The organism is Streptomyces sp. NPDC045998, from assembly GCF_056430285.1.
Genome location: NZ_JBWKLJ010000006.1, coordinates 199212 through 211125, shown reverse-complemented (window position 1 = coordinate 211125; position 11914 = coordinate 199212). Strand labels below are relative to the sequence as shown.

Sequence of the window (11914 nt, the reverse complement as noted above, 5' to 3'; positions counted from 1 at the left end):
CTGCATGGGACACGGAGTGCATGGTGAGACGACCCCCGCAGCCCGCCTCGACGCGGAGTCCGCGGCCACCATCGCCGCCACGCTCCAGGCCCTCGCCACGCCGTCCCGGCTGATGATCCTCACCCGGCTCCGCCAGGGCCCCTGCGGGGTGACCGAGCTCGCCGAGTCGGTCGCCATGGAGCAGTCCGCCGTCTCGCACCAGTTGCGCCTGCTGCGGGCGCTGGGGTTGGTCACCGGCGTCCGCCAGGGACGCCGGATCGAGTACAGCCTCTACGACAACCACGTGGCCCAGCTCCTCGACGAGGCCGTGTACCACATCGAGCACCTTCGGCTCGGCGCGCGTGATCTGCCCCAATCCGCCGTGGATACTGGGCAGTCCTAGGCGGACGACCCGAAGGGGCGGGCATGACCGACCAGTTGGAGACGGCGCACGGCGTGCGGCACGCGGTGGTCATCGGCGGGAGCCTCGCCGGACTGCTCGCGGCCCGGGTGCTCGCGGAACACGCGGAGCGCGTGACCGTCATCGAGCGGGACCGCTTCCCCGAGGGGCCGCAGCCGCGTGCGGGCGTGCCGCAGGGCCGGCACATCCATGTCCTGCTGGAGAGCGGTCAGCGGGCCCTGGACACGCTGCTGCCCGGCGTGGTGGACGAGCTGCGCGCCGAGGGGGCGCCCCGGGTCGGCATGCCCGACGACCTCGTGCAGTGGCAGGGCGGGCGCTGGTACCGCCGCACACCCGCGACGGCGTACCTGCTCACCGGCTCCCGCCCGCACCTGGAGCACGTGGTGCGCCGCCGGGTGCTGGCCGACCCCAGGATCCGGGCCGTCGAGGGCACGGAGGCCGTCGGGCTGATCGGCGACGCCGCGCGCGTGCGGGGCGTACTGCTGCGCGAGCGCGGCGCGGGAGCCGGCGCGGAAACCAGCACCGGCGCGGGGGCAAGCGCGGGCAAGGACGGGAACACGAGTGCGAGCGAGGGCACCGGGCGGGACCCACGGTCGCTCGCGGCGGACCTGGTCGTGGACGCGTCCGGGCGCGGCTCGCGCGCGGCCGCGTGGCTGTCGGCGCTCGGCGCCGAGCCGCCGCACGAGGAGACGCTGGACACGGGCCTGGCGTACGCGACCCGGCTGTACCGCGCCGGCTCGGCGGGCGAGGGCACGGACGGGCTGGGCCAGTACATCGTCCCGCACCCGCAGCAGACGCGCGGCGCCGTGGTGCTGCCCCTCGAGGACGGTCGCCATCTGGTGACGCTCTCCGGCCTGCGCGGCGACGAACCGCCCACGGACAGCGAGGGGTTCGTGGCGTACGCGGCCCGCTTGCCGCACCCCCTGGTGAGCGAGTGGCTGGCCAAGGCCGAGCCCGACGGGCGGGTCCACGGCTTCCGCCGCACGGCCAACGTGCGGCGCCGCTACGACCGTCCGGGCCGCCGCCCGGCCGGGTTCCTCGCCACCGGTGACGCGCTGTGCACCTTCAACCCGATCTACGGGCAGGGCATGTCCGTCGCCGCGCTCTCCGCGGTGGCGCTGCGCGACGCGCTCGCCGACCCACGGCGTACGCCGACGACCCGGCGGGTGCAGCGGGCGCTGTTCGACGCCTCCCGGCAGGCCTGGGACGTCTCGGCGGGCGCGGACCGGAACATGCCGGGCGCGCAGGGCGACGCGGCGCGGGCGCGGGCCGCCGACCGGGCCGTCGCCTGGTACCTCCGGCGGGTCCAGGCGCGGGCGGTGGGCGACCCGGAGGTGGGCGCGGCCTTCCGCTCGGTCCTGTCGCTGGTGGAGGCGCCGACCGCGCTGTTCGCGCCGCGGATCGCGCGGGCGGTGCTGCTCGGGCCGGTCCGACAGGCGCCCACCGAGCCGCAGATGTGGCGGGAGTCGACGGGGGGCTGACCCGGGGTCAGGGGCGCATGACGACCTTCACCGCGCCGTCGTCCTTGTGCTGGAACATCCGGTACGCGTGCGGGGCGTCGGCGAGCGGGAGGTGGTGGGTGGCGAAGCCGTCCACGCCGAGCGGGTCCTCGTCGGTGAGCAGGGGCAGGATGTCGTCCACCCAGCGGCGGACGTTGGCCTGGCCCATACGCAGTTGGATCTGCTTGTCGAACAGCGTCATCATCGGCAGCGGGTCGGCGGCGCCGCCGTAGACCCCGCTGAGGGAGATCGTGCCGCCACGCCGTACCAGGTCGATGGCGAGGTAGAGGGCGGCGAGCCGGTCCGCCCCGGCCTTCTGGTGGAGCCTGGCCGCCCAGGACTTGGGCAGCAGCCCGGCGGCCTGTTGCTGGGTGCGGGCCAGGGGGCTGCCGTGGGCCTCGGTGCCGACGGCGTCGATGACGGCGTCGGGGCCGCGGCCCCGGGTGTGGGCCTTGACCGCGTCCACCAGCTCGTCCTGGCTGTCGTGGCCGGTCAGGTCGAACACCTCGACGCCGCGCGCCTTCGCGCGCTGGAGGCGGTCCCACACCAGGTCCACGCCGATGACCTGGGCGGCACCCTGGTGGAGGGCGATGCGGCAGCACATGTCGCCGATGGGGCCGAGACCGAGGACGGCGACGGAACCGCCCGGCGGGATGTCGGCGTACCGGACCGCCTGCCAGGCGGTCGGCAGGACGTCGGAGAGGTAGAGGAAGCGGTCGTCGGGCGGGCCCTCGGGGACCTTGATGGGGCCGAACTGCGCCTGCGGCACCCGGAGGTACTCGGCCTGGCCGCCGGGCACGGAGCCGTACAGCCGCGAGTAGCCGAACAGGGCGGCGCCCATGCCCTCCTCCCGCACCTGGGTGGTCTCGCACTGGGTCGGCAGGCCCGAGCCGCACATCCAGCAGTGGCCGCAGGCGATCTGGAAGGGGACGACCACCCGGTCGCCGGGCTTGAGGTCCGGCACCTCGGCGCCGACCTCCTCGACGATGCCCATCGGCTCGTGCCCGAGGATGTCACCGGGGGTCATGAACGGCGTGAGCACCTCGTACAGGTGCAGGTCCGAGCCGCACAGTCCGGTGGAGGTCACCTTGATGACCGCGTCCGTCGGCCGTTGGATCCTCGGATCGGGCACCGTCTCCACCCGGACGTCGCGCTTGCCCTGCCATGTCACGGCCCTCATCGTGCGTGTCCCTTCACCGGCTCCTGCGGGGTGCGGCCCGGGTACCCGGGCGCGTCGCCGGTGAATCCGTTTTCGGCCAGAGTGCGCGGGAAAGACCGGACCCCCCTTCCGGGAAGGTTTAGACCAATGATAAGGATTCCTCACCCAAACAGCACGCTCCGCTACGCTGAGCGAAGGAAATTGAGGGTTGAACATGGCTGAGCCTCAGGCCCCCGCACTCCCGCTCTACCTCCAGGTCGCCGCCGCGCTGCGCGACGAGCTCGTGCACCGGCGGATAGCGCCGGGCTCCCGACTGCCGTCCGAGCGCTCCCTGGTGCAGCGCTTCCAGGTGAACCGGCAGACCGTACGCAGCGCCCTGCGGCTGCTGCGCGACGAACGCCTCGTCGTCACCGAACGGCGCGGCACCTTCGCCGCCACCGGAGGCGCCCCGCAGGCGCCCAAGCCGGTCCTCGCGCCCGGGCTGCTGCAGTTCCCGTGCGGGCCCGGCGCCCCGGACGCGCTCGCCGAGGTGGACCTCGCCTGGGAGCCCGCGCCGCCGGAGCTCGCCGAGCGGCTGGGGCTGCTGCCGGGCGAGCCGACGCTGGTCCACCGCCACCGGCTGCCGGGGGCGGGGCCGGCCGGTGGCTCCGGTGGCCTCGGCGGCTCCGGCGGGGGCCCCGCGCCCGTGCGGCAGCGGGCCGTGACCCGGTTCTCCCGGTACGCGCTGGCCGAGGTGCCCGAACTGGCCCGCTACCGGCGCCCGCAGGCCCTGCCCGGCCGGCCGGACCTGCGGCTGCTGTACCACTGGATGCACCGGGCCGGACTGCGGCTGACGCGGCGCGAGTCCATCGGCGTCGACCACGGCCCGGGCGCCTCCGCGTGCCTGGCCGTGCACCGCGAGGTGAGCGACCAGCACGGGCACGTGCTGGAGGTGACGGACATCCGCTTCGCGCCGGAGTCCGCCTCCTGGACGTACGAGTTCACCAGCTGAGCCCCGGGCACGGAGGGCGTCAGACGATGCCCTCGGCGATCTCCGCCTGTTCGCGGGCGTTTCCGTACGGCGCGGGCGTGCCGTACGAGCGGCGGGCGACGTACCACCACACGCTCGCCAGGATCAGCACCACGGCGAGCGCGATCACGGCGTAGTTCATCGAGTCGATGGTCACCGGTGCCTTCTGGGGCAGGCAGAAGAGCACGGTGACGACGGCGACCCAGACGACGGCCGTCCAGCCGATGGGCTTGGACCAGCGGCCCAGCGACCAGGGCCCGGGCTGGAAGCGGTCCCCCGCGCGCAGCCGCAGGTAGATCGGGATGGCGTAGGCGGGGGTGATGCCGATGACGTTGATGGCGGTGACGGCGCCGTAGGCGGTCGCCGAGTACAGCGAGGGGACGGCGAGCACGGCCGCGACCGCGACCGAGAGCCACACCGCGTTGGCCGGGGTCTGGGTGCGGCTGCTGACCTTGCGCCAGAGGGCGGAGCCCGGCAGGGCGTTGTCCCGGCTGAAGGCGAACACCATGCGGCTGGCGGCGGCGACCTCGGCGTTGCCGCAGAAGAGCTGCGCCACGATGACCACCAGGAGCAGGGCCGTGGCGCCGGCGGTGCCCAGCGCGTCGATGAGGATCTGCGCGGGCGGTACGCCGGTCGCGCTGTTCTGCGTGCCCGCGTAGTCCTGGATGGCGAAGGTCAGCCCGGCGAGCAGGGCGAAACCGGCGATCCAGGAGACCCAGATGGCCCGGACGATGCCCTTGGCGGCGGAGACGGACGCGTTGGAGGTCTCCTCGGAGAGGTGGGCCGAGGCGTCGTAGCCGGAGAAGGTGTACTGGGCGAGGAGCAGGCCGATGGCCGCCACGTAGAAGGGGTTGGCCCAACCGGTGTCGTTGACGAACTCGGTGAAGACGAACTCGGCCGACTGGTGGCGGTCGGGCACGAGCGCGAGCGCGCCGACGATGACGGCGACGCCGGTCAGGTGCCACCAGACGCTGATGGAGTTGAGGACGCTGACGAGGCGGACGCCGAAAAGGTTCAGCACGGCGTGCAGCAGCAGGATGCAGAGGAAGATCGCGAAGGTGGAGCCGGCGGTGGGCACGAAGCCGAACTGGAGGTTCAGGAACGCGCCCGTGAACAGGGCGGCGCCGTAGTCGATACCGGCGATCGCGCCGAGGAGCCCCAGCAGGTTGAGCCAGCCGGTGTACCAGCCCCAGCGGCGGCCGCCGAGCCGGTCGGCCATGTAGTACAGCGCGCCCGAGGTGGGGTACGCGCTGGTGACCTCGGCGAGCGCCATGCCGACGCACAGCACGAACAGGCCGACGCCCGCCCAGCCCCAGAGCATCACGGCCGGGCCGCCGGTGCCGAGGCCGAAGCCGTACAGGGTCATGCAGCCGGAGAGGATGGAGATGACGGAGAAGCTGATGGCGAAGTTGCCGAAGCTGCCCATGCGGCGGGCCAGGACCGGCTGGTAGCCGAGCTCTCTGAGCCGCTGCTCGTCGTCCAGGGGCGGGGCCTGCCGCTCCGGGCGGGCCCACAGGGTGCGGGACATGGCGGTACCTCCGAGTGGTGGTGACAGGGGGGACGTCAGGGGTGGCGGTAGGGGCGGGGCGCCGTGCGGTCTTCGGCCGCCGCGGGAAGTGGTGGGGCCGCCACGGAAAGGCGGTCCGGCCGTCCCGGAAGGGCGGTTCACCCGTCGCGGGGTGCCGTTTCGGCCGTCGCGGAGCCGCTGCAGCCGTCACGGGGGCGCCGGTCCGGCTGTCGCGGGAGCCGCTTCAGCCGTCGCGGGCCGCGCCGAGGCAGCGGGTGCGGGCGCGCCGGAACACCTCCTCGGCGAGCGCCCGGTCACCCGGGTCGTCCGTGCGGTACGCCCACGGCTGCGGCGTGTAGTACGGACCGAGCGCCTCGAAGACGGGGGCGGCCTCGGTGAACCGGAGCGCCCCCCACAGGGCGTGCGCCAGGTGGTTGAGGTCGAGTAGCGACGCGGTGGCGGGGACGGCGTGGTCGAACCAGGCGAGCAGGGCGCGCAGCGCGTCGCGGGTGGCGTCCTCGGCGACCCAGTGCAGGTCGAGCGCCTTCTCCTGGCCGCGTTCGCGGCGGTAGCGCTCGACCCGTACGTACAGCGGCAGGACGTGCAGGGCCGATCCGGGCGGGGCGGAACCGGCCGCCCACTGGACGAAGTTCACGGCCTCGGACAGCGACCCGGACGTGGGCTCGGGGCGCCGGGCGTAGAGGAACTGCAGCATCCGGTGGTACGCCTCGCGGTTGTGCGGGTCGCGCTTGTCGGCCTCCGCGAGCAGACCCCACGGGCCGGGTGGCAGCATCGGGCCGGGCGGGCGCAGGCGGTGCTCCTCCATGCGCTGGCCCTCGTCCAGGACGGCGAGCGCCAGCAGGCACACCCAGGGCACGGGGTCCGCCGGGGAGACCCGGGCGGCGGTGTGGCAGGCCTGCCAGGCGAGCTGCCAGAGTTCCTGGGTGCGCGGGTGCCGCTCGCGGTGGGCGCGTACGGCGCGCTCGGCCGCGACCCGGGCGTGCATCACGGTGGCGGCGACGCTGTACGGGTCCTCCGACCGCCAGGCCTGTACGACGTCGGAGCCCGCGGCGACGGCCGCGAGCACCTGGGTGCGCTGGGTCCACAGCGACCAGTCGGTGGTGTCGGCGAGGAGCTGGGCCATGGAGAGCCAGCGCCCGGTCCGGAGGTCCTGTACCACCGCGCGCAAGGCGGTGTCGTGTCCCGCGGGGTGGTACACCGGCCGGAAGTCGTGGCCGGGCATCACCTCGTCCCCGAGGGCGGACAGGCCGGGCGAGCGGCCGGTGGGGCTGTGCTGGTCATGGATCCTCTGAGCGGGGGGTGGCAGATGGAACACGGAACGGACGAGCGAACTGGCGGCCGATTACGCGGCGTTGATCGGCGATCACTATAGAGTGTGCTGGACGATTGCGATCCACTTTTGACAAAGGTCGTAACCATTCGGCCACACACGGAACTTGGCGAGAAGTCACCGAGCAGTCAGCCAGAAGTCGGAGGAGCCCGATGCCTGTTACCGGCCCCGCGAGGGCGCACGTGACGACCGGAGAGGAGGGGCGATGACGGGCCCCGTACTCGCTGTCGACCAGGGCACGTCGGGCACCAAGGCGCTGGTGGTCTGCCCCGAGCGGGGCGTGATCGGCTCCGGCACGGCCCCGGTGCGGCCCCGGCGGCTGCCGGGCGGACGGGCCGAGGTCGATCCGCACGAGCTGCTCGCCTCGGTCGTCACCGCCGGGCGCGCGGCGCTGGCCGAGGCCGGCGAGCCGGTCGTGGCGATGGGTCTCGCCAACCAGGGCGAGACCGTCCTGGCCTGGGACCCCGGGACGGGCGAGCCGCTCACCGACGCGATCGTCTGGCACGACAAGCGGGCGCGGGACGTCTGCGCGGAGCTCGCGCCGCACGGCGACGCGCTGCGCGCGGCGACCGGGCTGCCGCTCGACCCGTACTTCGCCGCGCCGAAGATGGCCTGGATACGCCGCCGGCTCACGCGCGAGGGCGTGGTGACCACCAGCGACGCCTGGCTGACGCACCGGCTCACGGGCGGTGGCGCGTTCGTCACCGACGCGGCCACGGCAGGCCGCACCCAGCTCCTCGACCTGGACACCGTCGACTGGTCGCCGTACGCGCTGGAGGTCTTCGGCCTGGCCGACGAGCGGCTGCCCGCCCTCGTGGACGCGGCGGGGCCGGTGGGCACCACGTCGCTCTTCGGCGGCTTTGGCGGTGCCGGGGGCTCGGAGGTGCCGGTGACCGGCCTGCTCGTCGACCAGCAGGCGGCGCTCCTCGCCCAGGGCGCGACGGCCCCCGGCGCGGCGAAGTGCACGTACGGCACCGGGGCGTTCCTGCTCGCGCAGACCGGCGACCGGCCCCGGCGCGGCGGTTCGGGTCTGGTCTCCTGCGTGGCCTGGCGACTGCGCGGGCGGACCTCCTACTGCCTGGACGGGCAGGTGTACGCGGCCGCCTCGGCGGTCCGCTGGCTCACCGACCTCGGGGTCATCGGCGGCGCGGCCGACCTCGACCCGGTGGGCTCCTCCGTGCCCGACACCGGCGGCGTCACCTTCGTACCGGCGCTCGCGGGGCTCGCGGCGCCGTGGTGGCGGGACGACGCGCGCGGGTCGGTGACCGGGCTCGGACTGGACACGACGGCCGGGCACCTGGTGCGGGCGCTCTGCGAGGGCATCGCGGCGCAGGTGGTGGAGCTGGCGGCCGCGACGGGCGCCGAGCTGGGCGTGCCGCTGGACGTGCTGCGGGTCGACGGCGGGCTGACCCGGTCGGCTCTGCTCATGCAGACGCAGGCGGACCTGCTGCAACGCCCCGTCGAGGTCTCGGCGTTGCCCGACGCCACCGCGCTCGGCGCCGCCGTGCTGGCGCGGCTGGGCCTGGACCCCTCGCTCTCCGTGGAGGGGGCGCTGCCGGAGTGGAAGCCGTCCGCCGTCTACGAGCCGCGCATCCCGGCGAGCGAGGCCGCCGAGCGGATGGGCGCCTTCCGGGCTGAGGTGGCGGCGCTCGTGGACGGCCCCCGATGACCGGCACCGGGAGCGTGACCCGGGGTGGGCCGGTTCCGTCGGAGCCGTACGACGTGATCGTCGTCGGCGCGGGGGTGGTGGGCTGCGCGGTCGCCCGCGAGCTGGCCCGCTTTCCGCTGCGTACGGCGGTCGTGGAGGCCGCCGCCGATGTCGGCGAGGGCACCTCGAAGGCGAACACCGCCATCCTGCACACCGGTTTCGACGCCGTACCGGGGTCGCTGGAGGCGCGGCTCGTCCGGGACGGGCACCGGCGGCTCGCCGCGTACGCCGCCGAGACCGGCATCCCGGTGGAGCGGCTGGGCGCGCTGCTCGTCGCCTGGGACGAGGAGCAGCGCGCCGCGCTGCCCGCGCTCGCGGCGAAGGCGGAGCGGAACGGCTACCACCGGGCGCGGCTCGTCGGCGCCGCCGAGCTGTACGCCCGCGAGCCGCGTCTGGGCCCCGGCGCGCTCGGCGCGCTCCACGTGCCGGACGAGAGCGTCATCTGCCCGTGGACGACGACGCTGGCGTACGCCACCCAGGCCGTACGCGCCGGGGTCGATCTGCACCTGGGGTGCGGGGTGGAGGCGGTCCGCCCGGCCCGCCCGGACCACGCGTGGCACGAGGTGGTGACCGGGCGGGGCGTGCTGCGGGCCCGCTACCTGGTCAACGCCGCCGGGCTGTACGCCGACGAGCTGGACCGGCACCTGGGGCACCGCGACTTCACCGTACGGCCGCGGCGCGGGCAGCTCATCGTCTTCGACGCGTTCGCGCGCGGACTGGTCCAGCACATCCTGCTGCCGGTGCCCACCGCGCTCGGCAAGGGCGTGCTGGTCTCCCCCACCGTGCACGGCAAGGTGCTGCTCGGGCCGACCGCCGAGGACCTGGACGACAAGGGCGCGACGGGCACGACGGCCGAGGGGCTGGCGTTCCTGCGCGAGCACGGCCGCCGGATCCTGCCGGAGCTGCTGGACGAGGAGGTCACGGCGGTCTACGCGGGGCTGCGCGCCGCCACCGAGGAGGACGACTACCGGATCGCGTGCCACGCCGAGCAGCGGTACGTGACCGTCGGCGGTATCCGCTCGACCGGGCTGACCGCGTCCCTGGCGATCGGCGCGCACGTGGTGGGGCTGCTGAGGGAGGCGGGGCTGGAGACCGGGGCCGCGCGCGAGCTGCCGGAGGTGCGGATGCCGAACGTGGGCGAGGCGTTCCCCCGGCCGTACCTCGACGCCGAACTGATCGCGGCGGACCCGGCGTACGGGACGATCGTCTGCCCCTGCGAGCGCGTGACGCGCGGCGAGATCCGCGACGCGCTGGCCGCTGTGATCCCGCCCGCCTCGCTGGACGGGCTGCGGCGCCGGACGCGGGCGCGGGCCGGGCGGTGCCAGGGCTCCGTGTGCGGGGCGGCGGTGCGCGCGCTGTTCGAGGAGGCCCGGCCATGAGCCGTCGTACGCGCACGGTCGACGTGCTGGTGGTCGGGGCGGGACCGGCGGGGCGCGCGGCGGCCGCTTGGCTGGCCGCGGCGGGTGCGGGCACGGTCGAGGTGCTGGAGCGCGAGGCCCGCGCCGACCTGCGGGGCCGGCCGGGAGGCGCGGTGCTGCGCACGGGCGTCACCGCCACCGGGTGGGCGGGCCCGCGCACCCTGGACACGACGGGTCCGGGCGGCTTGGAGCGGATCACCGCGCGGGCGGTGGTGCTCGCGACCGGCGCCCGGGAACGGCCGCGCGCCGCGCGGCTGGTGCCGGGGACCCGGCCGGCCGGGGTGCTGACGGCGGGTGAGGTGCTGCGGACGGCGTCCGGGTGCGGTGGGGGCCGGCGCGCGCTGGTCGTCGGGGCCGAGGAGCCGGTGACCCGCCACGTGGTACGGGCCCTGCGGCGAGCGGGTGCGGAGGTCGCCGCGCTGGTCACGGAGGAGCCGCGGGGCATGCCGACGGCCTTCGGCCCGGGGAACGGGCGCACCCCGGTGCTCGGCGAGACGACGGTGACCGAACTGCTCGGCCGTGGGCGCCTGTCGGGCGTGCGGCTGCGCCACCGCGACGGCCGGACGGCGACCCTGGCGTGCGACACCGTGGTCTTCGCCGGCGACTGGATCCCGGAGCACGAACTCGCGCGGTACGGCGGCCTCGTGCTCGACCCCGGCACACGGGGCCCCGCGGTGGACGGCGCGTTCCGTACGTCGGAGGCCGGCGTGTTCGCGGTGGGCGACCTGCTGCACGCCGTGGAGGGTGCCGGGAGGGCGGCCGCGGAGGGCCGGGCGGTGGCGGGGGCGGTCCTGGCCCACCTAACCGGGCGTGCTCCCTGGCCGGGTCGGACGGTTCCCGTCGTGGTGGACGCGCCGCTGCGCTGGGTGGTGCCGAACCGGATCGACGGGCCGGTGGCCGGCGGTCTCCTGCTGCGCACGCGCGAGCGCCTGGTGCTTCCGGTGGTGACCGTCCATCAGGACGGTGCGGTGCTGCACCGGCAGCGGGTGTGGTGCCCGGCCGCGCCGTCGCGCTCGGTGCTGCTGGCGGGCGGCTGGACGGGCCGGGTCGATCCGGACGGCGGACCGGTCCGGGTCACGGTCGCAGTCCCGCGGCGTGGGCGGCGCGACTGAGGACGTCGGTCAGCATGTCGGTCGTGAGGCGGCCGGTGAAGGTGTTGCGCTGGCTGACGTGGTAGCAGCCGAAGAGCTCCAGGTCCTCCCCTCCGCCGGTGGCGGGCAGGGTGAGGTGCGCGCCGTGCGCGAAGGCCGGGCGGGGGCGGGGCACCGCCCAGCCGGCGGCGGAGAGCGCGGGCAGGACCGCCTGCCAGCCGAAGGCGCCGAGGACGACCAGCGCGCGGACGGTGGGGCGCAGCAGCCGCAGTTCGCCGGCGAGCCAGGGGCGGCAGGTGTCGCGCTCGCCGGGTGTCGGCTTGTTGGCGGGCGGGGCGCAGTGGACGGGGGCGGTGACGCGCACCCCGTACAGGCGCAGTCCGTCGTCGCGGTGGGTCGCCTCGGCCTGACTGGCGAGTCCGAGGCCGTGCAGCGCGGCGTAGAGAACGTCACCGGAGCGGTCGCCGGTGAACATGCGGCCGGTGCGGTTGCCGCCGTGGGCGGCGGGGGCGAGGCCGACGACGAGCAGTGCGGCGTCGTCGGGGCCGAAGCCGGGGACGGGCCGGGCCCAGTAGTCCCAGCCCGCGTAGGCGCGGCGGCCCTCGCGGGCGATCTGCTCGCGCCAGGCGACCAGGCGGGGGCAGGCGCGGCAGTGGGTGACGCGCTCGTCGAGCCCGGGGACGGAGGCGGCGCGGGCGGCCTCGTACGCGGGGAAGTCCGGCTGGTCGGGTGAGCTGGGCTCTGCTGGCATCGGTCCTCCGTTCGAGCTGTA

The 11914-nt window shown here is 75.3% G+C and carries 10 protein-coding genes; 6 read left to right on the top strand and 4 right to left on the bottom strand.

Annotated features, from left to right (window positions below; translation table 11 throughout):
- Positions 1-4: 4 nt before the first annotated feature.
- Both AC07FJ_RS19655 and AC07FJ_RS19650 read left to right on the top strand, forming a co-directional pair.
- Positions 5-382 carry an ArsR/SmtB family transcription factor gene (locus AC07FJ_RS19655; protein WP_355359436.1) on the top strand — a complete coding sequence of 126 codons (378 nt, stop codon included), beginning with the start codon at positions 5-7 and terminating at the stop codon, positions 380-382.
- A gap of 23 nt (positions 383-405) precedes the next feature.
- The gene (locus AC07FJ_RS19650; protein WP_479050527.1) at positions 406-1881 is read left to right on the top strand and encodes an FAD-dependent oxidoreductase; all 1476 of its coding nucleotides are present in this window, start codon (positions 406-408) and stop codon (positions 1879-1881) included.
- Positions 1882-1888: 7 nt separating this feature from the next.
- On the opposite strand, the gene AC07FJ_RS19645 is transcribed toward AC07FJ_RS19650, so the two are convergent.
- Complete coding sequence (locus AC07FJ_RS19645; protein WP_479050525.1) at positions 1889-3079, bottom strand: zinc-dependent alcohol dehydrogenase; 1191 nt, start codon at positions 3077-3079, stop codon at positions 1889-1891.
- A gap of 193 nt (positions 3080-3272) precedes the next feature.
- On the opposite strand from AC07FJ_RS19645, the gene AC07FJ_RS19640 reads away from it, so the two are divergent.
- The gene (locus AC07FJ_RS19640; protein ID WP_479050523.1) at positions 3273-4049 is read left to right on the top strand and encodes a GntR family transcriptional regulator; all 777 of its coding nucleotides are present in this window, start codon (positions 3273-3275) and stop codon (positions 4047-4049) included.
- Between the two features lie 19 nt (positions 4050-4068).
- On the opposite strand, the gene AC07FJ_RS19635 is transcribed toward AC07FJ_RS19640, so the two are convergent.
- A complete protein-coding gene (locus tag AC07FJ_RS19635; RefSeq protein ID WP_479050521.1) occupies positions 4069-5595 on the bottom strand; it encodes an amino acid permease in 1527 nt (508 codons plus the stop codon).
- Positions 5596-5818: 223 nt separating this feature from the next.
- Positions 5819-6817 carry a hypothetical protein gene (locus AC07FJ_RS19630; protein ID WP_479050519.1) on the bottom strand — a complete coding sequence of 333 codons (999 nt, stop codon included), beginning with the start codon at positions 6815-6817 and terminating at the stop codon, positions 5819-5821.
- 313 nt (positions 6818-7130) lie between these two features.
- Here AC07FJ_RS19630 and AC07FJ_RS19625 point away from each other — a divergent pair, with 313 nt between their 5' ends.
- From AC07FJ_RS19625 to AC07FJ_RS19615, 3 genes are read left to right on the top strand one after another with little or no spacing between them, the layout of a single operon-like run.
- A complete protein-coding gene (locus tag AC07FJ_RS19625; protein WP_479050517.1) occupies positions 7131-8594 on the top strand; it encodes an FGGY family carbohydrate kinase in 1464 nt (487 codons plus the stop codon).
- Entirely contained in the window at positions 8591-10012 is a 1422-nt protein-coding gene (locus AC07FJ_RS19620; protein ID WP_479050515.1) for an FAD-dependent oxidoreductase, read from the top strand. Before AC07FJ_RS19625 ends, AC07FJ_RS19620 begins: the two co-directional genes overlap by 4 nt.
- Positions 10009-11163 (top strand): FAD-dependent oxidoreductase, encoded by a 1155-nt coding sequence (locus AC07FJ_RS19615; RefSeq protein WP_479050513.1) that lies wholly within the window; start codon positions 10009-10011, stop codon positions 11161-11163. Before AC07FJ_RS19620 ends, AC07FJ_RS19615 begins: the two co-directional genes overlap by 4 nt.
- Here the strand turns inward: AC07FJ_RS19615 and AC07FJ_RS19610 are convergent.
- Positions 11126-11893 carry a uracil-DNA glycosylase gene (locus AC07FJ_RS19610; protein ID WP_479050511.1) on the bottom strand — a complete coding sequence of 256 codons (768 nt, stop codon included), beginning with the start codon at positions 11891-11893 and terminating at the stop codon, positions 11126-11128. The genes AC07FJ_RS19615 and AC07FJ_RS19610 overlap by 38 nt on opposite strands.
- Between the last annotated feature and the right edge of the window lie 21 nt (positions 11894-11914).

Bases quoted from the DNA above. Each gene is read 5' to 3' on its own strand.
- AC07FJ_RS19655 (WP_355359436.1), top strand. From the start codon at position 5: ATGGGACACGGAGTGCATGGTGAGACGACCCCCGCAGCCCGCCTCGAC.
- AC07FJ_RS19650 (WP_479050527.1), top strand. From the start codon at position 406: ATGACCGACCAGTTGGAGACGGCGCACGGCGTGCGGCACGCGGTGGTC.
- AC07FJ_RS19645 (WP_479050525.1), bottom strand. From the start codon at position 3,079: ATGAGGGCCGTGACATGGCAGGGCAAGCGCGACGTCCGGGTGGAGACG.
- AC07FJ_RS19640 (WP_479050523.1), top strand. From the start codon at position 3,273: ATGGCTGAGCCTCAGGCCCCCGCACTCCCGCTCTACCTCCAGGTCGCC.
- AC07FJ_RS19635 (WP_479050521.1), bottom strand. From the start codon at position 5,595: ATGTCCCGCACCCTGTGGGCCCGCCCGGAGCGGCAGGCCCCGCCCCTG.
- AC07FJ_RS19630 (WP_479050519.1), bottom strand. From the start codon at position 6,817: ATGCCCGGCCACGACTTCCGGCCGGTGTACCACCCCGCGGGACACGAC.
- AC07FJ_RS19625 (WP_479050517.1), top strand. From the start codon at position 7,131: ATGACGGGCCCCGTACTCGCTGTCGACCAGGGCACGTCGGGCACCAAG.
- AC07FJ_RS19620 (WP_479050515.1), top strand. From the start codon at position 8,591: ATGACCGGCACCGGGAGCGTGACCCGGGGTGGGCCGGTTCCGTCGGAG.
- AC07FJ_RS19615 (WP_479050513.1), top strand. From the start codon at position 10,009: ATGAGCCGTCGTACGCGCACGGTCGACGTGCTGGTGGTCGGGGCGGGA.
- AC07FJ_RS19610 (WP_479050511.1), bottom strand. From the start codon at position 11,893: ATGCCAGCAGAGCCCAGCTCACCCGACCAGCCGGACTTCCCCGCGTAC.